We start from the raw sequence: 20,259 nt of genomic DNA, 5'->3' as shown, positions 1-20,259 counted from the left end.
GGGTGATGGGTTTCCTCGGGAGGGGGCTGTTTCTTGAGTATCCGCCTTGAGGAGGCTGATGTTGAGGCTTTCCTGGATAGGCTAGAGGCTAGGGGGTGGGTTGACGGCTCTAGGGTTGTGGGTGTGGGTAGGAGGAGGCTTGCCCCGCTCTTTTTTGAGGGCGTCTTGAGGGGTTACTTGAAGAAGATTAACTATGACGTGTTTTCCGGTCTTTCCGGGGGTGAGGAAGAGGAGGTTTTGAGGGAGGTCTTCGACCGTCTTAGGAACGGCGATGAGGTTGGGACGCTTCAGTATTTGAAGTATGGGGTTGAGGTTTACCTGAGGAGGAGGCAGGTTAAGGTTTCCGTGAAGCTCATTGACTACGATGAGCCTGGGAACAATTCGTTCTTCTACCTTGTTGAGCCCAGGTTCCGGGGGTCTCCTTCGGATATTGTGCCTGACATCGTCCTCTACGTTAATGGGCTGCCTGTGGTTGTTGTTGAGGTTAAGCAGATGGTTAAGCCTTACTCCTACGTTGAGGCGTTGGAGCAGATCCGCAGGTATGAGGTGCAATGCCCTGACCTGTTCCGCTTTGTGCAGTTTGGGGTGGCTGTTGGGGATGAGGAGAGGGTCACGCCGACGTGGCCCAACCCTGGGGGGGAGGATAGGGAGGCTCCCTGCTTTAGGTGGGTTGTGAGGGATGGAGGCGGGGAGCGTGAGGATGTAACCTACATCCTTGAGCCCAGCCGGCTCCTAGAGTACATTCGGTACTTCACCTTCTACCGCAGGGAGAGGGGCGGGGCGCTGGGGAAGATCATTGCGCGCTACAACCAGTACTATGCCGCTAAGAAGGCTATGAAGCGTATAGACGATTACATGGCTGGGGGCAGGCTTAACCGCGGCTTGATCTGGCACTGGCTCGGCAGCGGTAAAACCTACACCATGTTCTTTATCGCGAACTACTTCCTAGACCGCTACTGGAGCCGCGGGCCGGTTGTGTTCTTTATCGTTGACCGCAGCGATCTCGAGGAGCAGCATGAGAGGGTGATTAAGAACATACGGGAGCCGAGGTTCACAAGGCTCTTCAAGAGGATAGACAGTATTGGGGAGCTGCAGGACAGGATAAGGGTTATGAGGAGGAGCGAGTACAGGGAAGGGATCCTGGCTCGCGGCGTGTACCTCACAACCATCCAGAAGTTCCAAAGGGGCTCCAGGGCCCCCGCGACCAGGAGGGAGCTGGAGGAGGAGACGGAGGAGTTCCGTAGAGGCCTTCTCAGCCTGCTCAGGGAGCTTGGCAGAGAGTACCTTGAATGGCTCAAAGAGAAGAGGCCGGAGGAGTACAGGAGGCACTTCAGGGAGCTAAGCAGGCTCCGCGGGAGGGATCGGGAGGAGTACTTGATCAGGCTCGGCCAAGTTAAGGGTAGAAACATCCTCCTGCTAATAGATGAGGCACACAGGAGCCAGTACGGGATACTCGCAGCGATGAGGAAGATCGCCTTCCCCAACGCGATGGTGTTCGGCTTCACGGGGACCCCGATCTTCAAGTACGAGAGGAACACGTTCCAGGAATTCGCTTACCCCCAAATGGGGGAGTTCTACCTGGACGTGTACTTCATCAGGGACTCCATACGGGACGGCTTCACGCTCCCACTAGTCTACCAAGCCATAGGCGAGGGCGAGGTTGCAGAGGAGGGCATTCAAATCAAGCTCTCCGAGGACGATATCAGAGAGTTCATAAAGGAGTACATGGAGAGCCGTGAGGCGGGCCTGGACGTTATAGACCAGCTCGACCCAAGCGTTTACCGGAGGGTGAGGAAGCACATTAACAAGGTTAGAGTGTTTTTGATGAACGAGAAGCGCATCGACAAACTGGCCAAGTACATAGCCGATAGGGTCAGGGATGACACGGAGAACTTCAAGTTCAAAGCGATGGTGGTGGCGGTAAACAGGGTGGCTTGCGTCCGCTTCAAGCGTAGGCTAGAGGAGTACCTGGTTGAGAGGTATGGGGAGAAGGCTAGGGGCTGGGTGGAGGTAGTTATGACTTATAACTACAACGATAAAGACAAGGAGATAGTATCGTATAGGGAGGAGCTCGCTGGAAGGTTTGGAACCAGCGACATGAACGAGGTAAACAAGGAGATCCAGCGGAGGTTTCTGGAGGAGGAGAACCCGAAAATACTCATAGTGACGGACATGCTTATAACGGGCTTCGACGCCCCCATGCTGAAAGTCATGTACCTGGATAAACCTCTCTACGAGCACAGGCTGCTTCAAGCCATTGCGCGAGTCAACAGGCCTTACCCGGGCAAGGAGTTTGGGTTGATCGTTGACTCTGTAGGCTTGCTGGAGCACTTATCCAAAACGCTTGACTTCTACAGCATGCTAGCAGATAAAGAGGTTGCCAGCGACTTCAAGGAGAACCTGCTTAGAAACATTGATGAGGAGTTCGAGGAGTTTACCCAGCTACTCGACAGTGTAAAGAGTAGGCTCTCCAACCTAGTTCTTGGAGACATGGATGCGTCTATAGACTTGGATTTACTGAAGAAGAAGCTGGCGGGCAAGGATTTCGATAGGGAGGAGTTCGAGGCTAAGATAGGCACGATAGCCCTCTACGCTTCAGCCGATGAAGCAGTTAATGACGTTGTTAAGGTTAAGAGGCTCCTCAACGACATGAGGAGGGCCATAAAACTGTTTAGAGCCCTGGGAAGCCACCCGCGAAAGCCGTTATACCAGGATGACGTCGAGGTACTAGCGTTTGTCTACGGGAAGATACTTAGGAAGATGAGGTCGCAAGCTAAAAGGCTAGGCGAAAGATTCTTGAAGGAACTGGTCGAGCTCATACACTCCAAGACGATTGTAGACGAGTTCAAGGAAATATCGGAGATTACGATTAGCGCTGAAACCCTGGAGAACCTGCTGGAAGCCGTGCCCTCCAACGAGTTTTCTCTAAGAAGAAGGGTTGCCGAATTCTACTTCTACCTCGAGGAGGTGCTGCTGGATAAGCAGCATGACCCGATTTACAGGGAGATATTGAGGAGGCTGAAGAAGCTTCATAGAAAATGGGTTGCAAGGAAGATAGATATCAAAACCTTTCTAGACGGGCTCAAGGCTCTAGAGGGCGAGAGGAGAGGATACGAGGAGAGAGTTAAGGGAAAGCCTGTGGAGGAAAAGATTGCGGAGGTAGTAAGATTATACATTCAAAGCCAGCTCCCGAACATACCTCAGAGCTTGAAGTTGAGGCATACTAGAAACGAGGTCAAACGCTTGTTCAAGAAAAAGGTTACACCGCCCCTAAAACAGAGTGACAAGCGAAGCCTCTCAAAATCCCTACTGATAGACCTCTTCCAGGAGCTTGGCGGGCGATATAGTGATAAGGAGCTGTCAAGGCTTGCCGACCAAATAGTTGATGAAATAGATGATCTCATAGCGAAAGAGCTTGAGAAAGTGGCGGGAAATGAAAGTGAATAACGATAGATTCAGGGTGCTAAAGCTGCTCGAGCAAGCCAAGAATCTCCTAGGCTTAGCGGATAGAGTCGAGCTAGTACTGTACCCTATGAAGCATAGAGTTGCCACGGCGTCGCTGAAAACCAAAACCATAAGGCTGAACAAGAACCTATTAGACGTGCTAGACGACGACGAGATCCTCTATATCCTTATACACGAGTTGATACACATAAAACTCTCGACACTTAGCCATGGGAGGAAGTTCTACGAGCTCCTCCACAGGATCTACTCGCCGCAAGAATCCGAGGAGCTAGAAAACAGGATAGTGGAGAAAATCATCAGAAAGAATATGGCGGCTAAAAACTGGCTAACATAAAACATAAGAAACGCGCTAAGCCATTAAAATGATTAAAACAATTTCTTAACGCTCAACTCCCCGGTGAACGGGAGGGCTGTAGAGGGGTTGCGTCCGCCAAGGGTTATCCTTGGCAGCCGGGATCCCTAACCATGCCGAAGGAGGGGCTTGGAGGGTGTGGAGCCGGGGCCGGGATTCGAACCCGGGAACTAACGGGTCTCCGACGGGCGTCGAGGGCTGCCCACTGCAGCCCGCCGCCTTAGACCGCTCGGCCACCCCGGCCCTCGATTTGTTTAGAGGGTTTCCCCGGGGTGCTTAAATCCTGCGCGGCGCGTGGTTGGTTTGGCTGAAGGGGGGCTGCTCCTCCGCGTGGGGTGGTGTGGTTGGTTTCGAGGCGCGAGTTCGCGGCTGCCGTCAGGCTCCTGGTTGACGCTGGCTTCAGGTTTACGGTGATCGGGGGTACCGTGGTTGAGCTCGCCCTCAACAGTAGGGATCTGGGGGACGACATTGACGTGTTCGCTGAGAGCCCGCAGGTGCTCGGCGAGGAGGAGGTGTACATGGCTGTCGCCGAGGAGAAGGGGTGGGAGTACGGGCAGACCTGGCTGGGGACCCCCCGCCTCGGGGTGAGGGTTGGCGAGTCGGTGGTCCCCGTCGAGTTCTACGACAACCTCTACGACTTCTACGTGCCGCCCCTCATCCTCGAGAGGGCTACCACGGAGAGGGTCGAGGACGCCAAGGTTAAAATGGTCACGCTGGAGGACCACCTCGTCTTGAAGGCTAACGCTGGAAGGCAGAGCGACCTTGAGAGGCTCGCGGAGATCGGCAAGTACGTGAAGAGGGGGAGGCTCAGGGTTGACAGGGATAAAATATTCGAGGCCGCCTCGGAGTTCGACGACCCCGAGGTCATAATTAGGAGGCTCAGGGACGCCGGCGTGCTCTAGCTGCCCCGGCCTCTGAGCCTGTAGCCGCCGTCAACCCTCTCCAGGATCCCCTTCTCGACGAGGGAGTCTAGGGCTAGGTCCCAGTAGTCCCCTAGGTCCTCGGGCTTGATGCCGTACCACTCTATGAAGAGGCTCCTGAGCTCGTCTGGGCTCAGGGTTCTGCCCTTCGCCCTCTCGTCCTCCGTGAATATCCTCTTGATGAACTGCGTGGTGTCCTCAAGCCTCGTCCAGGGGTACTGGAACCACGTCCACTCCTTGACCTCGATGTAGTAGTAGTCCGGCTTGAACTTGGCGACGGGGCTTATCCACTGCATCGCGGCGGTCCTAACCTCCTCGGCGCCCCACTCGGCCTGCACGAAGTCCCTCGCGAGCTTGAGCGTGTCCCCGGTGTCGACTATATCGTCTACTATGAGCACCTTCAAGCCGGAGGCGTCTATCTTGAACGGGTGCCTGAGTATGGCCTTCTCAGCCGCCTTGGCGGCCTCGACCCAGTGCTGGCTCTGCACGCTCAGCAGGTCGGTGATGTCGAGGAAGTCGCAGAGGAGCCTGGCGGGGACGAAGCCCCCACGGGAGACCGCCACGACGAGGTCGGGCTTGTAGCCGCTCTCCCGGATCCTGAAGGCTAGGCCCTTGACCCAGTCGACTATCTCGTCCCAGGTGACGAGCTTAACCGGGACCCTAGCCAATACCTGCTTCACCGGAGGGTAGCCTCCCGCCGCTGGTTTTTAACGATTCACCTCTCCATCCACTGGGGGGCTGCACTCGGCGTACCCCAGCCAGTCGAACTCCACGACCTCCCAGAGGGCGACCGTGGCGTAGGCCCCGGGCGGGAGGGCTAGGACTACCTCCGCGGAGCCCCGGGAGGGCCTGCACCAGGCGGTGCAGACGGGGTAGGCTAGCGGGCGGAAGACCCTCCTACCCCACGAGGCAAGCGCCCCGGTGAGGCCCTCCTCCTCCGCCACGCTCCGAACGAGCCTCGACCACGCGCTCCCAGACCGCAGGTGGTACCCTCCCGGCAGCCTCGCCGCTGGCGCCCTGAGAACAGTTCCCCCGGGGCACCTCACCCTAACCCAGTGCTCCGCGTACCCCTGCACCCCGCCGCTCCTCGCCGCCCTGGAGAGGGCCCTGTTGAAGAGGTATGCCCTCAGGGCCTGCAGGGCGAAGTCGAGCCACCAAGCCTTCCCGGCGGCGGCCCAGGGGCTCGCCGCCTCCCGGGCCCTCCTCCACGCCGCGGCCTCGTAGCCTCCCAGCCCCCTCCTCCACTCGAGCGGGTACCTCGACGCCATCTCCCGCAGGAGGGATCCCCAGAGGCCCTGGGAGGCGAGCAGGCCCATGTAGTGGGTGTTGGGCCTCTCAACCCCGAACCTCTGGGGGCCGAAGTAGCCGGGGACCCACCGGAGCCCCCGGAAGGCGCTGCAGAGCCCAGCCGGGTCCGGGTGCTCCACGGTGAGCCTGAAGAAGTTCCCCGAGTGGAGGCCCGGCGCGACCCTCCCGCGGCCCACGAGCCAGGCCTCCAGGCGCCCCTCGGGATCCCTGACCCGCCCCGGGGCCCCGGCCGGCCCCGTCTTCACCGAGATGTACTGATACTTCACGGCGCAGGCGTCCTTCAACCCGGCGTAGGACGCCCCCCGGCCCCCCACGAGGCCGGCGAGCAGGCGGGCCGCCCTCCTAGTGTCGACGCCCACAGCCCTGACCAGGTAGAGGCTCCACCCCTCCCCCCTCAACGGCCTGGGCCCGGCCTCGATCACCCTGAACCCCCAGGGCCTCCTAACCACGGCTACCCCGCCCACCCGCGGGCGCCCGCCGAGGCGCTCCTCCAGGCCCCAAAGCAGCTCGAGCGACTCAGCCACGCCGCGCAAGCAGAGCCTCCCACCAGCGGAGCCCCGGGGGCCGGGCTCAATTACCCTCCGGCACCCTCTACCCGCCGGCGGAGGGGTGCAGGCCCTAGTGGTCGGCGAGTCGTTCAAGCAGACCATTGTGTTGAGGAGAGACCTCGGGATGGGCAGGGGGAAGGCGGCGGCGCAGGCGGCGCACGCGAGCTGCGAGGCCGTGTTCAGGATCCTCGAGAGCGGGGATAGGAGGTGGATGGAGTGGCTGGAGGCCTGGAGGCGGAGCGGCCAGGAGAAGGTGGTGCTCCGCGTCGACAGCGAGCGGGAGCTGCTGGAGGTCTACACTAAAGCCGTGGAGCTAGGCCTCCCCGCCAGCCTAGTCGTAGACGCGGGCAGGACCCAGCTACCCCCCGGGACCAAGACCGCAGTGGCGGTCGGCCCGGCGCCCGAGGAGCTGGTCGACAAGGTCACCGGCCACCTCAAGCTCTACTAGGGCTGCGCCCGGGAGTGTAGGGTGTTTAGGGTAGGACCGGCCGCGCTCCAGGCTTGAAGCGCTGGGGGTGCGCCGGGGTTGAAGGCCATCATACCCCTCACCAGGGACCCCGTTAGCCTCCTCGCCGCGGAGTCCTCGGGGGCCAGGCTGTTCGAGGAGTACTCCGTGGACTCCTACCTCATCCTGGCGAGCAAGCCCATAAGGAGGGATGACGTGGACGCGCTCACGGGCTTCCTGGGGAACCTCGTCGGCCGCGGGAACGTGAAGGCTCGGTGGGTCGACACTAGCCCGGAGAGGCTCGCGGGGGAGGAGGCGGGCGCCCTAGTCTCCGGGATCCTCCGGGTCATAGACGAGGAGTCGGCCGGTGAGCCCCTGGTGGCGGCGGTCTCCCCGGCCAGCAGGATCCTCGCGGCCGCCCTCTCCGTGGCGTGCGCCCAGAGGCAGTGCACCGTCGCGCATACACACTTCTACTTCGGCCCCTGGCGGGGGCTCCCCTACCCCTACACCCCGAGGCGCCTCGAGCCGCTGATCATCATCGCCGGCGAGAGCCGCCCCGGCGGGGAGGCGGGGAACGCTGCCAGGCGCGCAGTGAAGCTCTACTGGGACGAGGGCGTGGGTTGCCCGAGGATCCCGGGTGTCGGGCCGCTCCCCCCGCTGAGGTGCGCCGTCGCCGAGACCGCGAGGCGGCTCAACGACGTCACGGGGGCCAGGGTGGTGGTGCCTGGCCGCCTAGGCCCCTGCGGCAGGCTGGCCGTAACCGAGGCGGGGAGCAGCGTGGCCGAGGCCGAGCTCTGCGACGAGAGGAGCGTTGCGAGGGCTGCGGAGAAGATCGCGGGGCTCCTGGGGGAGGTGGCGGAGGGGCTTGAAGGCCCCGGGGCGCAGGTGAAGTCGCCGCTGATCCAGTCCCTTGCCTGGGCGGGGCTCGCAACCCTCAAGGTTCACTCCTCGGACTCGAGCGTCTCCGGGGCGCCTCTGCCGGAGGCCCCGGTTGAGCTGGGCCTCGTGGCCGACACTAACCTCATCTACTACGGGATCCACGTCTACGCCTGGGAGGGAGTCCCGGTCAAGGTGCCGGAGTGCGCCGAGATAGAGGTGGAGAAGGCGTGGAGCGAGGCCCTGAAGCACGGCAGGCTGGAGACCGCCAGGGACGCGGCCGCCCTCCTAGCCTACCTAGCCCTCCTGGACCTCAAGGGGGCGGGGAGCCACGTGCTGCCAACGCTCCCAGTCGCATGCGACGTCGCAGTAGCCAAAGCCGACCCCCTAGCACTGGAGGGCTACAGCCCCGCCACCGCGGATGACGGGGCGTTCAGGTACTGGAGCAGGCACCCCCGCCTCCGCGGGGCGAGGGTGTTCAAGGTCTCCTTCGACCCCAACGTCAGGGCGGCCCGGCTGATCGACGAGCTGGAGAGCCCCGAGCGACTATCGAGGCTCTACTACGCCCTAGTCCAGAGCCTGGTGATCCTGGAGCTTTTCAACAGCCAGGGTATCACGGGGAAAGCACTCGGCGGCCGGGTTGAGTTCACCCTTAAAACCCCGGACGGGGAGGAGAAGAGGTTCAAGCCCGCCGCGCAGATCATAGAGAAAGCACTCGGACTCAAGGCCAGGGCAGGGTAGCCCGGCCCCTGGGATCCCTCCTCTCTAGTGCTTCCTCCCCTGGAGCTGCTCTATCAGGTGGCCCAGGAACCCCTCCACTATGTCGATGGCAGTTTTAACGGCGTCGGGGTTCCCGGGCGTCACCGCGACGAAGGAGCCCCTGACTATGAAGGCTGTGGCCCTGCTCAGCAGCGCCCTGGGTCCTATCTTCTCGTAGCTCACCATCCTGTGCCGCTCGCCGAAGCCCGGCAGCTCCTTGGAGGCGAGCCTCTCCACGACGTCTACTGTTATGTCGTGGGGGGAGACCCCTGTGCCGCCTGTCACGAATACAACGCCAGCCCTCTCCACCGCCTCTAGCACGGCCTCCTCTATCCTCTTCGCGTCGTTGGGGACCACGGCTGCGTACGCCAGGTTCAGCCCGTTCCTCTCCGCGAACCCCCTGACCAGCAGGGTGACCCGGTCCTCCTTCTCGCCCCTGTAGACGCTGTCGCTGGTGACCACTACTGCGATGCTCCCGTACTTCCCGCTCACCACTCCCCACCGGGCTCAGGGCATCCTCTGGTAGGCGGCGGCGGATAGAAGCATTCCGTAGATCCCCGCCGTGAGGGGGTCCGTGTTCACCGCCACCTCGACGAACTTGACCCCCCTCACCCTGGCGGCCATCACCTTCTCCCTCAACGCGTGCCTCTCCAGCTCGGTGTACATGGCCACTGCCGGCACGCCTCTCCTGGCCTCATCCAGGTACTGGAGCGGCTCGACGCAGGGCCTCGAGCCCCCCGCCTCCCCCGCGAGCCGGGCGAGGTAGAACGCTGCGGGGGCCATGGCTGGCGTGTAGTACACAGCCCCCGGCTGCTCGCCCGCGATTGCCTCGATCTGCTCCCTGAACCTCTCCACCACCCACTCCGCCGCGGAGGGGAGGCTATCCAGCTCCCTGCGGAGCCTAGCCGCCCTGGCCCCCAGGGGGCGCGGGGCCCACTCGAGCGCCGCCAGGGTGGCGGCCATCACGGGGTGCCTGCCCTTAACGGTCACCCTCTCGACGCCGAGCATCCCAAGCTTCTCCTCATACACCGGGTGCAGCTCGGGGCCCACGATGTACGTCTCCGCCCCCAGCATCGCCGCCTGCTCCGCCGCGACCACGGTTAGGGCGCTCTTACCCCCGTCGGTGAAGACGACCACCGCCGGGGCGTCCTCGCGGTAGGGTAGCACGTGGAGCGCCGCCTCGGCCGCGCCCGCCAGCAGCGCCCTCCTGCCGGCGTGGAGGTACGCCAGGTAGAGCTGGTGCGCCGGCGGCTCCGCCCCCGGAGTGTAGACTATCAGCAAGTCGTCGCCGGGGAGGCGGGGCGCGCTTATCGCCCCCGCCTCCCCGAGGGCCTCGCCTAGCCAGCGCGAGAGGTTAGATGGCTGCATTTTCCAACGCCTTGCAGCAGCTGCACTTCGACTCGTCGGGGTCCCCGGAGAGCTTGGGTATTAGCTCGCGCAGGATCCTCCTGGCCCTCTCCGTGTTCTGCTTCATGATCCTCTCAACCTCCTCGGCCGTCACCGGCTTCTCGGCCCAGACGTCGTAGTCCGTCACCATCGCCAGGGTGGCGTAGCAGAGCTGCGCCTCGCAGGCCAGGTTGACCTCCGGCACGAGGGTCATGCCTATGATGTCGGCCTTGAAAACGTCCCTCCACACCCTGCTCTCGGCCCTCGTCGAGAACCTAGGCCCCTCGATGCAGATGTAGGTGCCCCTGTCGTGGACCGTGTACCCGAGAGCCCTGGTGACCTCGACCAGCCTCACCCTCAAGTCCTCGCAGAAGGGGTCGGCCATGCTGACGTGGACGGTCACCGGCCCGTCGTAGAAGGTGTAGTGGCCCCTGTTCTTAGTCATGTCGATGAACTGGTCTGGGACGACGAAGTCGCCGGGCTTGTAGTCCTCCCTAAGGCTGCCGACGGCTGACACGCTGACAACCCACTTCACCCCGAGCGCTTTGAGGGCGTAGATGTTCGCCCGGTAGTTTATCCTGTGGGGCGGGATCCTGTGCCCCCTCCCGTGCCTGGGCAGGAAGGCTACGGAAACCCCTCCCACCCGGCCGACGGTTATGAAGTCGCTCGGCTCCCCGTAGGGAGTATGGACCTTGACCTCGACAGGCTCCTCCACTATTTCGGGGTCGTAGAGGCCTGAGCCGCCAATTATGCCGACGTGGGCCCTGACACCCTCAGGCTTCATAAGCACCTCGGGAGCCAAGCCCTCATCCACCAGCCCCGAGACGAGGCCCCCAACCGGGTTAAAACCCGAAACACTCCCCGCCCCAGCCCCGGGGATGGCTGGCTGCGAGCCGAGAACTACCCGGAGGCTCCGGGGCGCCCAAAGCAGGCCGGGGGTGCATCCCGGGATGTTTAGCGTTTTCTGCCCCTAGGGCCTCTGTCTAGCCGAGCGCTGCAACGCCTGCGGGCCCCGGGGTTTTGGGGTGCGGATCCCGTGGAGGGTGAGGGTTTGAGCGTCATATACGGGCACGTGGCTGTCGTTAGGCGTAAGGGGAAGATAGCCTTCATACTGCTCAGGACCTTCGACGGCGAGGAGCAGGTTACAGTCAAGAAGGGCGAGGTCCCCGAGGACCTCTGGCAACTGGTGAACGAGCTCGGGAGGGAGTACTTCATAAAGGTTAAGGGTAGGGTTGTCGAGAGCAGCATAGCCAAGCTCGGGCGGGAGATTATACCCCAGAGCATCGAGGTAATCGCTCCCAGCCCGCCGCCGCCGATAGACCTCTACGGCAAGGTGGAGGCTGAGTGGCCCACGAGGCTGAAGTACAGGTACCTCGACATACGGAGGCCGAAGGTGAAGGCCATCTTCAGGGTGAGGAGCACCCTGATGAGGGCTGCCAGGGAGTTCCTCTACAAGCAGGGGTTCGTCGAGCTAAACTTCCCCATCATAATCGCGACGGCCACGGAGGGCGGGGCGGAGCTCTTCCCAGTCCAGTACTTCGGCAGGCAGGCGTACCTAGCCCAGAGCGGGCAGCTCTACAAGCAGAGCGCCGTCGCGGCGTTCGGCAAGGTGTTCAGCATAGCCCCGAGCTTCAGGGCGGAGAAGAGCAGGACGAGGAAGCACCTCACCGAGTTCTGGCAGATAGACGCCGAGGTCGCGCTAGTCGAGCCCAGGGACCTGATGGACCTGCAGTTCCGCCTGGTGAACTACATCGTCGAGAGGATCGTAGAGGAGAACGAGAAGGACCTCCAGCTGCTAGGCGTCAAACTGGAGCCCTGGCAGAGCTACCAGGTCATAACGTACGACGAGGCCCTGGAGATCCTGAGGAGGAAGGGGTTCAACGTGGAGTGGGGCATGGACTTCGGCGCCGACGAGGAGCGCGCCCTAGTCTCCGAGTTCGAGGAGCCATTCTTCATACCCCAGTTCCCGAAGGAGGTGACCGCCTTCTACTACATGGTCGACCGCGAGAACCCGAGGATGGCCCACAGGATCGACTTCATGGGGCCGGGGGAGTACGGCGTCGAGTGGAGCAGCGGGGGCCTGAGGGAGCACGACCCCGAGAGGCTCACCCAGCGCATCAGGGAGGCGGGCATGAACCCCGAAAGCTTCTCCTGGTACCTCGACATGTTCAAGTACGGCTTCCCCCCGCACGGCGGCTTCGGCATGGGCGTGGAGAGGCTCCTCCAGTCACTCCTAAGGCTCGAGAGGATACACGAGGCCGCACTCTACCCGAGGACCCCGGACATCGTGGAGCCGTAGCCCCCCAGGAGGGATCCCTCCCCGGGGGCTCCGCCTTTCAGCCCGCCCCGGGGGAGGGGCTCCGGGCTGGCGGGGCTAGCCTAGCACGTCGCCCGTCTCGATCTTTCCGGGTATATACTCGTCTGCCAGGAACCTGAGGCCCTTGCTCGCCAGGGCCTCTATCTCCAGCTTGACCTTCTTCTCGAGGAAGATCTTCAGCTCCCTCTTCCACTCCTTCGTCTGGAACCAGCTATAGTTCATGATCTCCTTCGCCCGCTTTATGTCCCTGTCAGTCGCCTTGATTATGAAGTTCCTCCTCTCCCTCTCGCTGAGGTAGGGCTTCTTGCCCCTGGAGGGATCCCCGAATATATCGGTCATGCTGACGCCCAGGAACTTCGCCTTCGGCGTGGCGAGCCTCTCGCTCTCGTAGGAGAGCTGTATGCTGCCCACCTTGTAGACGCTGTAGATGTAGAACCCGTACGGGTCGCTGTCGGTGAGCACGTAGACCGGCAGCTTGAGCTCCTCGTGGAGCCTCCTGACGAACCTCCTCGTAGCCCTGTCGGGCTGCCCGGCCCCGGTGACGAGTATCGCCTTGTGCTTCTTCCAGAACTTGATCCTGTGCAGCTGCTGGAAGACTGCGTCCTTCTCCACGACGAGCACGTACTCCGCGTCCCAGTCGAGGAACTCTATCAGGTCGGGGGTCGACTCTATAGCGTAGGCTCCGTGGCCGAGCCTGGAGAGGTCTATAACGTCCCCTCCGCTCCTGATCGTGAGGTTCCCCACGACCTTACCCTTCTCCTTGCTGAGTATGAGCATCTCCTCCCTCAGGAGGCCGGTGAGGACCTCCACGTCCCTCAGGGCGGCGTCGCTCTCGGCCTGCTCATCCCAAGTGTTCTCCTCCATCAGCCTGCCCTTGAGGCTCCTGTAGACTATCGTGTGCTTACCCCTATAGTAGAGGTCCCTAATGGTCGGGTACTCGTTCTCCACGAGGGCCTGGTAGATTATCGCTGCCATGAGGAGCGTCTGCATGAACCTCCTAGCCTCACCCATGTCGAACAGCTCGCGCTCCAGGGTCTCGCTGCCCAGGAGCAGGACCCCCTTCTCCGGGTCGAAGATAGTGTTCGCCAGGGTCCTCTTCGGGATAACAAGCTTGGGAGGCTTACCCTCCATGATGTCCTCTAGCAGCTTCTTCAGCTTCTCGTGTATAACCCTTGCAGCCCTCTTCCTAGCCTCCAAGTCAACCTTGTCGGCCGGAATAGCCAAGACCCTTCACCCCCCGGGCTCACTTTACCTCCACGCTGCTAATGATCTCCCTCACAACGTCCTCGGGCTTCTTACCGTCCTCCGCCGGGACTTCTATATGCTTCACCGTGAGCTTTATAAGAGCGTCTAGTATCTCCCGCTCCTCCTCCGGCGTCGGCGGGCTCCACTTCTCCGGAGGCTTGGCTAGGATTGCGAGGCTCCTAGCGATTTCAGGGAGGTACTTTGCGATGGCGGCTACCCTCCTCTTGGCCTCCTCCTCCCTCTTCTTCCTGACCAGGTAGGCCTTAAGCCTCCTAGCGACCTCCTGGACGGCGTTCTTTATCTCGCTCTCAAGCTCGGGCACGTCGCTTATGCTCTCCTTGCCGACCCCCCTGTAGGGCACCTTGGTGCTGGCGACGTGGACTAGTATGACGAGCGGGGCGGGGAAGTCGACCTGGTACAGCTTCCAGTTAATCCTGGAGATAACCTTCCACGAGACGTCCTCCCTCTCCTCGTAGAGGAGCGGGATCTTGTTGGCGTACCTCAGCAGCAGGGGCTCGGGGGAGGGCTTTATGGCGCCTCCCCACGCCATTCCAACCTCGACTATGAAGGGGCGGCCCTCGAAGGCCCTGGGGGGCCTTGTGACTGCGTCTACCCACTCGGGGGCGAACATTCTCTTGAGGCCAAGCTTGATTAGATCCGCCCCTATGGGGCTGAGGTAGTTGCTCCGCGGGGGCCTGAAGCCGGTGTACCTCTTCATCTCGTCAACCAGCCTGGTGAGGACGTCCTTGTACTCCTTCCTGAGAAGCTTCTTCGGGTTAAGATTGGGGTCTATCCCGACTTCGCTTAGGAACCTGCGCGCGGTGACGACTCCAACGCTCTGGAACTCCTTGACTAGGAGCTCCTCAAGGGTCTTAGCCTGGCTCTGCTTTATGATGGCCTTCATCTGCTCAAGGTCAATGCCGTGGGGGTGGGGCTTGGCCTCCTTCGGGGGCTCGGGCATCTTCCTCGTCAGCCTTGGGAAGTAGTAGACGTTGCCGTCGGGGGTCTCGAGGACCATGTCGGCGTAGGGCGCTATGATGGCGGTCCTCTTAACGTACTCGATCACCCTCCACCTTATCCTGCTCCAGTCGCCGGCGAGCGTGATCGAGACCCTCGTGCCCCCCCAGCGGCCCCTCTTCTTCCACTGGCCGTCCTCCACTATCCTAGGCTCGTTCTTCTTAACGTCAATGTAGAGCTTGACCCCGTAGCTGTACATGCTCTCCCTGGTCGAGCTCTCCACCGCCACCGGCTCACCGGCGGTGGCCTGGCCGTAGAGCACCGCGGCCTTCACGCCGAGGCCGTACATGCCCCTGCTCTGCTTCAGCACGTACTTGCTGCTGTAAAGGACTTTACCGAAGGCCTCGGTCATCACGGAGCGGGGGACGCCTATCCCGTTGTCCTCTACCGTTATGACGTACCTCATCTGCGTCTTACCGTTGGAGGCGGGGGCCGCCAGGTCGGGCCTCTCCCTTATCGTTATCGTTATCTCAGGGAGTATCCTGTGGGTGTCGGTGGCGTCGAGGGCGTTCTCTACGAGCTCCCTTATGGTCTGGTGTATGGCCCTCGCTGGGTTGGAGAAGCCTGCCAGCTCCTTGTGGCGGGCGAAGAACTCGGCTACGCTCATCTCCATGTACTGCTCCAGCCGCTTCTGGCGTCCCGCCATCCAGCGCCACCTCAACCATTAAGCAGGCCGTGGGGGCGCCGCGCTATCCCAGCGTTCCCATTAGATGGCTGGGCGCGTATCCAGTATACGCTCGCCCGGATAGCGTTTTTTAGTTTACCTACGCCCCGGCTCCAGGCTCTTCGGTGGCTAAGGTAATGCCCGAGTGGAGGCTAGAGCCGGTCGAGGACATAAGGGTATCACCCAGCATGACGCTCTCCGAGCTCATAGACGCCTACGCCAGGATGCACGGCTTCATGGCCGGCCACCTAGCGAGGGCTGTGGACCTGCTGAGGAGGGGGCTCAGGGAGTCGAGCCTCAGGGTGCTAAGCTTCACGGGCAACCTCGTCTCTACGGGCTTGAGGGGCGTACTCGCCCAGCTCGTGGGCTCCGGGCTATTCAACGTCGTCGTGACGACCACCGGCGCCGTGGACCACGACGTGGCGAGGGCTGTGGGCGGCGTCTACTACAAGGGCTACTTTGAAGCGGACGACGCCGAGCTGCTCGAGAAGGGCTACCACAGGCTAGGCAACGTATTCATCCCCGTCGAGAGCTACGGGCCCAAGGTCGAGGAGTTCGTGAGGAGGCTGGTGGAGGAGGCCGTCCGGAGGGGGATGAGTGAGGCCGGGACGTTCGAGATCCTGAGGCTGGCGGGGGAGCTGCTGGAGGACGAGGGGAGCATACTGAGGCAGGCCTACAAGGCTGGGGCGGACGTCTTCGTCCCCGGCTGGCCCGACGGGGCCTTCGGGACCAGCCTGTTCATGGAGGCCCAGCGCGGTAACAGGGTGAGGATAGACTACTACCGCGACATGAAGAGGCTCGCGGACCTCTTCTTCGGCACGAAGGGGAAGGCGGCGGCGCTAATAATCGGCGGCGGGATCAGCAAGCACCACACCATATGGTGGAGCCAGTTCAGGGACGGCCTGGACTACGTGGTCTACGTTACGACCGCCGTGGAGTACGACGGGAGCCTGAGCGGCGCCCACCCCAGGGAGGCCGTGAGCTGGGGCAAGGTGAAGCCCCAGGCCGAGAGGGTGGTGGTCTACGCCGACGCCACCATAGCGCTCCCAATAATAGCCGCCGGCATACTCGACGCCAGACAAGGTGGGTCTGAGTCGTGACCAGGCTCCTAGTCGTAGCGGCCCCCACCATCGACCTGCCGGGCGGCGGGGGCAAGCCCAGGCCCGGCGGGCCAACGATCTACGCAGGCTGCGCCGGCGCGCTGCTCGGCTGCGAGGCGCTGGCCTCGGGCCCCGTCGGCTTGGAGCACGCCGGCCCCGTGGTCGAGGCTCATAGGAGGCTGGGCGTGAGGCTGGAGCCCATCTACTACCCCGGCCCCTCGTTCGTGTTCAGGCTAACCTACGAGGAGCGGGGGCGCAGGGCGGAGCTGGCAGCCGCCCCCAGGGGAGGGTCGATCCCGCTCACGCTGCTGGCCTCACTCCTCTCCAGGGCCAGGCCGGACGTCGTGGTGTTCTCCCCCGTCGCCTTCGAGGTGCCCCCGCCCGCCGTGCCCCTGGCGCTGCTCTCGGGGGCCAGGGTGGTCGCGGTCGACCCGCAGGGCTACTCGAGGGTGCTCGGCGGCGCCTGGCCCTCGGCGCTCGCCCGCGGGGGCTACACGTTCATCCACTACTCCGCCGACGACGCCCAGCCCGCGGGGAGCGTGCCGGGCCTGGTCTACTACACCCGGGGCGCCGAGGAGGGCGCCGTCATGCTGAACGGTGCAAAGCTGGGGGTGATACCCAGGCCCAGGAGGGTGCTCAGCGACCCCACGGGGGCCGGCGACGCCTTCACGGCGGCTGTGGCCTGCTGCTTGGCGGGTGGGGGGGACGTCGTGGAGTGCGCCCGGGAGGCAGTAAGCATCGTGCCCGAGGCGCTGGAGGAGGCCCACAGGGCGGCCGAGGAGGCCTCGCGAGCCCTAGGCCTGCTCCCCCCACCGCCTGTAGAGCCTGTGGGGGCAGCCGAGGGCGTCAAGCACCTTCCCGGCCATGAAGTCTACTAGGTCCTCCACGCTCTTGGGCTTGTGGTAGAAGCCGGGGCAGAGGGGGACCACCACCGCCCCCATCCTGGCCAGCCTCAGCAGGTTCTCCAGCTCCGCCACCCCCAGCGGCGTCTCCCTCGGGGCCACCACGAGCCTCCTGCCAAGCCTCAGGATGGCGAGGGCTGCCCTGGCGACGAGGTTCGACGCTATGCCGTGCGCTATGAGGGCGATGGTCTTCGTGCTCGCGGGCACCACCGCCATGGCGTCGGGCTGGTTGCTCGAGCTAGCGAGGGGGCTGGAGTAGTCGTCCTCCATGTAGACCGGGGCGTGCCTAGCCAGCGCCGCGGCCAGGTCCTCCCCGCTCAACCCCAGCTCGTGCCTGGCCACCTCGACTGCGGCCCGGGTTAGGATGATCCCCCTCAGCTCTGCGCACTCCTTGACTGCCTCGGCGACTCGGAGGGCTACAACTACCCCGCTGGCGCCGGTGACTGCTAGGGAAACACTCTCAGGCCTGCAGGACACTCGGAGGGCTCACCCAGGGCGGACTTAACGCCCTCCACCATCTCCCTATAAGCGTGGCCTCCATAGGCGACGAACACCACCACCCTGGGCTTCCCCCACCCGGCCCTGGAGACGACCTCAGCCATGGCCCTAGCCACGGCCTCCAACGATAGGCCCACTAACCGCTTGCCCCTGCAGCGCCATCCTAACATGTTCCTCTGCATGCCCCTATGCTCCATCCACGGCAAGGGTTTCCGCCCCTCCCGCAGCCCCTCCAGGCTACTGCGGCGTAATGGGCGGCGGTCGAGGCCAACGACGCCAGCCTCCCATCCACATGGAACCCCCCTGGGGGGCCCGGGGGCATTGTCCCCCTCAACCTCCAGGGGCATAAACCAGCACGAGGAGGCGCAATCCGGAATACCACCTAGAGTTTCCCACCCCCCGGGGCCCGTGGCGGGCTGGCACCCGGGCCGACCCCGAGCCCGGCGGGTAGGGAGCCTAGCCCAGCCCGAGGCCCACACCACGACAGAAAGCCAGTCAAACTCTTCACATAACTTCCCGGGTAAACCCGGGAAGTTTAAAACTTACGCCACCCCCGGCCATCATCAAACGTTAAACGGTAGGGGGAATCGTAGGTTAAGGGTATTTAAGTGCTCCCGGATCTCACCGGGAATATATACGTCTCAAGGTGGCAAACTATTTAGCCGCTGGAAGCGGTGTATGCTCGTGAGCACCCGGTGGGAGAGGCCCCCCAGCGGGGCCCCAAAGTATCTCTATAGAACTGGCTGAAGAAGCGGATGAGTATTTAGTGGATAGAGCTGATGAAACACTTGGATGGCGGCCCTGAACAGTATCTCCGCGATAGAATTGAAAGACCCCTGCCCCCATCACCATCAGGCTGTTGGCGGCGTTGACTATCGCGTCGACCGCGGCCTGGGTAATGTCGCCCTCCACGACCACGAGGACCCTGCCGCCCGGCAGACGCCAGCACTCCATCGCGCCTCACCCCTCCAGTGCTCCCGGGGCGGGTGCTAGGCTTTCACGCCCCGCCTCGCCGCGAGCTCCCTCAGCATGGGGATCTCCTCTAGCTTGGAGGGGTCTAGGAGGTCCCAGAGGATCCCCGGGGGCCTCCCGGGCCTGTCCTCGACGCGGATGAGCCTCGTCGGCGTCGCCACGACGTCTACGGGGACGTCCCAGGGGTCCTGGGGTAGCCTGCCCTCAACCACCTGGAGGTCGTGGACGCTCGTCGCTATCGGGACCTCGGGGTCTATGAGGCCGAGCTCTCGTAGTATCGCGTACTCCAGCTCCCCGTAGCCCTCGCCCTTCCCGAGCCTCTCCCCCCACCTGTTCACGGCGACGCTCCCCTCAACTATGAAGTCGACCCGCTCCACCCGAGACTCCAGCTTGCCCAGGCTATCGAGCAGCTCGCCGTACTTGAAGGCGCCGCGGATCGTCGCGGCGTAGCGGTGGAGCCTGCCCGGTATCCTGTCGGGGTCTAGGAGCAGGAACCCCCTCCTCAGCCTGGGCGTGGGCATCACGAGGAGCTTGCCCTCCGCGAGGGCCGCCAGCCTCACCTGCCTCTGGGGGGAGTCCGGGTTCACCTTGACAACCCTGGCCCTCGACCACTCCGGCAGCGAGGTTATCCTCCTAGCCGCCTCCTCCGCCCTCTTGAAGTTGGGGATCCTCCCGTGCGGGGGGAGGGGCGGCCTAGCCACGCCCGCCGACTGGAGCCGGTCCCACACCATCCTCCGGATCCTCGCCTTCTCCTCCCTGCTACCCACCCCCAGCCACCATCCGGGCCTCCCTCACCGCCTCCGCGAGCCCCTCAGGATCCCCGGGGGCTGAGAGCAGGATGCCCGAGGCGAGCCCCCAGTATTTCTCCACAGCCTCGCGGATGCGGCCTAGCCTCCAGGGCGTCCTGATGCCCAGCCTCTCGAGGAGCCCCTGGTTCCCCGGCGTCTCGACTATGACGTAGGGGTAGAGCTTCACGCCGAGCCTCCTAGCCTCCCTGCTCGCCTCCACGTACCTCTCCCAGTTGTAGTCAGCGTTGGTCACGAGGAAGAAGTCCGCCTTGGCTAGCCTCTTAACCACCTCCTGCAGGGGCTTCCTCATGCTCAGGATCAAGCCCGCCTCGACGGAGCCCGCGTACCTCTCCCTAACCATCCCGGCGGCCTCCTCGGGGGCGACGTCGTTGAGGTAGGTCGCACCCTCCGGCGTGTCCCCCCTGAGGAAGACTATCCTGCGGAAGCCCGCCACCCCCAGCGAGCCTATAATGGACTTGACGGCGATGAGGTTATGGTCGATCACCCTCACGTGAGGTATCGCCGCCAGCCCGTAGGAGCACTGGAGCTTGTGGGCGACGAGCAGGCTGAGAGAGCGGGGCACCCCCATGGGGCTCTCGGGCACGTCGACCCAGTCCGCCAGGCGGGCGGCGGAGGCTAGCCTTGATAGCCTCTCAGCGCTCCTCGTCGGCTCGATCTCCACCAGCAGCTCCAACCC

Annotated in this window: 19 protein-coding genes and 1 tRNA gene; 8 read left to right on the top strand and 12 right to left on the bottom strand. The window is 63.2% G+C overall.

What is annotated here, in order from left to right; genetic code table 11:
• The first annotated feature begins 33 nt into the window (after window positions 1-33).
• Both ACYQ3J_RS05530 and ACYQ3J_RS05525 read left to right on the top strand, forming a co-directional pair.
• Complete coding sequence (locus ACYQ3J_RS05530; RefSeq protein WP_460125650.1) at window positions 34-3,447, top strand: type I restriction endonuclease subunit R; 3,414 nt, start codon at window positions 34-36, stop codon at window positions 3,445-3,447.
• Between the two features lie 13 nt (window positions 3,448-3,460).
• Window positions 3,461-3,799, top strand: a complete 339-nt coding sequence (locus ACYQ3J_RS05525; protein ID WP_460125648.1) for a SprT-like domain-containing protein — start codon at window positions 3,461-3,463, stop codon at window positions 3,797-3,799.
• A 157-nt stretch (window positions 3,800-3,956) separates the two neighbouring features.
• Here the strand turns inward: ACYQ3J_RS05525 and ACYQ3J_RS05520 are convergent.
• Window positions 3,957-4,060 (bottom strand) — tRNA-Cys (locus ACYQ3J_RS05520).
• A gap of 101 nt (window positions 4,061-4,161) precedes the next feature.
• Between ACYQ3J_RS05520 and ACYQ3J_RS05515 the strand changes: the two genes are divergently transcribed.
• Window positions 4,162-4,719, top strand: a complete 558-nt coding sequence (locus ACYQ3J_RS05515) for a nucleotidyltransferase (protein ID WP_460125646.1) — start codon at window positions 4,162-4,164, stop codon at window positions 4,717-4,719.
• Here ACYQ3J_RS05515 and ACYQ3J_RS05510 read toward each other — a convergent pair.
• Window positions 4,716-5,405 (bottom strand): phosphoribosyltransferase, encoded by a 690-nt coding sequence (locus ACYQ3J_RS05510; RefSeq protein WP_460126248.1) that lies wholly within the window; start codon window positions 5,403-5,405, stop codon window positions 4,716-4,718. The genes ACYQ3J_RS05515 and ACYQ3J_RS05510 overlap by 4 nt on opposite strands.
• Before the next feature lie 39 nt (window positions 5,406-5,444).
• Entirely contained in the window at window positions 5,445-6,569 is a 1,125-nt protein-coding gene (gene truD, locus ACYQ3J_RS05505; protein WP_460126246.1) for a tRNA pseudouridine(13) synthase TruD, read from the bottom strand.
• Window positions 6,570-6,666: 97 nt separating this feature from the next.
• On the opposite strand from truD, the gene pth2 reads away from it, so the two are divergent.
• Together pth2 and ACYQ3J_RS05495 are read left to right on the top strand one after the other, a co-directional pair.
• Window positions 6,667-7,041: a peptidyl-tRNA hydrolase Pth2 gene (gene pth2, locus ACYQ3J_RS05500; RefSeq protein ID WP_460125644.1), complete on the top strand. Its 375-nt coding sequence runs from the start codon at window positions 6,667-6,669 to the stop codon at window positions 7,039-7,041.
• A 78-nt stretch (window positions 7,042-7,119) separates the two neighbouring features.
• Window positions 7,120-8,655 (top strand): hypothetical protein, encoded by a 1,536-nt coding sequence (locus ACYQ3J_RS05495; RefSeq protein ID WP_460125642.1) that lies wholly within the window; start codon window positions 7,120-7,122, stop codon window positions 8,653-8,655.
• Between the two features lie 24 nt (window positions 8,656-8,679).
• Here ACYQ3J_RS05495 and ACYQ3J_RS05490 read toward each other — a convergent pair whose 3' ends face one another.
• From ACYQ3J_RS05490 to ACYQ3J_RS05480, 3 genes are read right to left on the bottom strand one after another with little or no spacing between them, the layout of a single operon-like run.
• Window positions 8,680-9,165, bottom strand: a complete 486-nt coding sequence (locus ACYQ3J_RS05490; protein WP_460125640.1) for a MogA/MoaB family molybdenum cofactor biosynthesis protein — start codon at window positions 9,163-9,165, stop codon at window positions 8,680-8,682.
• Between the two features lie 15 nt (window positions 9,166-9,180).
• Window positions 9,181-10,041, bottom strand: coding sequence for a hypothetical protein (locus tag ACYQ3J_RS05485; RefSeq protein WP_460125638.1), 861 nt, complete (start codon window positions 10,039-10,041; stop codon window positions 9,181-9,183).
• Window positions 10,028-10,843, bottom strand: a complete 816-nt coding sequence (locus ACYQ3J_RS05480) for an S-methyl-5'-thioadenosine phosphorylase (RefSeq protein WP_460126244.1) — start codon at window positions 10,841-10,843, stop codon at window positions 10,028-10,030. The genes ACYQ3J_RS05485 and ACYQ3J_RS05480 overlap by 14 nt, the downstream gene beginning before the upstream one ends.
• Before the next feature lie 252 nt (window positions 10,844-11,095).
• On the opposite strand from ACYQ3J_RS05480, the gene aspS reads away from it, so the two are divergent.
• On the top strand, window positions 11,096-12,358 hold the full coding sequence (gene aspS / locus ACYQ3J_RS05475) for an aspartate--tRNA(Asn) ligase (RefSeq protein ID WP_460125636.1): 1,263 nt from the start codon (window positions 11,096-11,098) through the stop codon (window positions 12,356-12,358).
• 75 nt (window positions 12,359-12,433) lie between these two features.
• On the opposite strand, the gene ACYQ3J_RS05470 is transcribed toward aspS, so the two are convergent.
• Window positions 12,434-13,600 (bottom strand): DNA topoisomerase IV subunit A, encoded by a 1,167-nt coding sequence (locus ACYQ3J_RS05470; protein WP_460125634.1) that lies wholly within the window; start codon window positions 13,598-13,600, stop codon window positions 12,434-12,436.
• A gap of 19 nt (window positions 13,601-13,619) precedes the next feature.
• On the bottom strand, window positions 13,620-15,284 hold the full coding sequence (locus tag ACYQ3J_RS05465; protein WP_460125632.1) for a DNA topoisomerase VI subunit B: 1,665 nt from the start codon (window positions 15,282-15,284) through the stop codon (window positions 13,620-13,622).
• A gap of 155 nt (window positions 15,285-15,439) precedes the next feature.
• Here ACYQ3J_RS05465 and ACYQ3J_RS05460 point away from each other — a divergent pair, with 155 nt between their 5' ends.
• Together ACYQ3J_RS05460 and ACYQ3J_RS05455 are read left to right on the top strand one after the other, a co-directional pair.
• A complete protein-coding gene (locus ACYQ3J_RS05460) occupies window positions 15,440-16,402 on the top strand; it encodes a deoxyhypusine synthase (protein WP_460126242.1) in 963 nt (320 codons plus the stop codon).
• The gene (locus tag ACYQ3J_RS05455) at window positions 16,399-17,280 is read left to right on the top strand and encodes a PfkB family carbohydrate kinase (protein WP_460125630.1); all 882 of its coding nucleotides are present in this window, start codon (window positions 16,399-16,401) and stop codon (window positions 17,278-17,280) included. The genes ACYQ3J_RS05460 and ACYQ3J_RS05455 overlap by 4 nt, the downstream gene beginning before the upstream one ends.
• On the opposite strand, the gene ACYQ3J_RS05450 is transcribed toward ACYQ3J_RS05455, so the two are convergent.
• The 4 genes from ACYQ3J_RS05450 to ACYQ3J_RS05435 form a co-directional block, all read right to left on the bottom strand.
• Window positions 17,197-17,781 (bottom strand): UbiX family flavin prenyltransferase, encoded by a 585-nt coding sequence (locus tag ACYQ3J_RS05450; RefSeq protein WP_460125628.1) that lies wholly within the window; start codon window positions 17,779-17,781, stop codon window positions 17,197-17,199. The genes ACYQ3J_RS05455 and ACYQ3J_RS05450 overlap by 84 nt on opposite strands.
• Window positions 17,751-17,939, bottom strand: coding sequence for a hypothetical protein (locus tag ACYQ3J_RS05445; protein WP_460125626.1), 189 nt, complete (start codon window positions 17,937-17,939; stop codon window positions 17,751-17,753). The genes ACYQ3J_RS05450 and ACYQ3J_RS05445 overlap by 31 nt, the downstream gene beginning before the upstream one ends.
• An 852-nt stretch (window positions 17,940-18,791) precedes the next feature.
• Window positions 18,792-19,541 (bottom strand): 5-formyltetrahydrofolate cyclo-ligase, encoded by a 750-nt coding sequence (locus ACYQ3J_RS05440; RefSeq protein ID WP_460125624.1) that lies wholly within the window; start codon window positions 19,539-19,541, stop codon window positions 18,792-18,794.
• Window positions 19,534-20,256, bottom strand: a complete 723-nt coding sequence (locus ACYQ3J_RS05435; RefSeq protein ID WP_460125622.1) for a methylenetetrahydrofolate reductase — start codon at window positions 20,254-20,256, stop codon at window positions 19,534-19,536. The genes ACYQ3J_RS05440 and ACYQ3J_RS05435 overlap by 8 nt, the downstream gene beginning before the upstream one ends.
• Window positions 20,257-20,259: the final 3 nt, after the last annotated feature.

The organism is Stetteria hydrogenophila (assembly GCF_054657575.1).
Note: the sequence above shows the minus strand (reverse complement) of the source record. Positions and strands in the feature narration are given on the sequence as shown.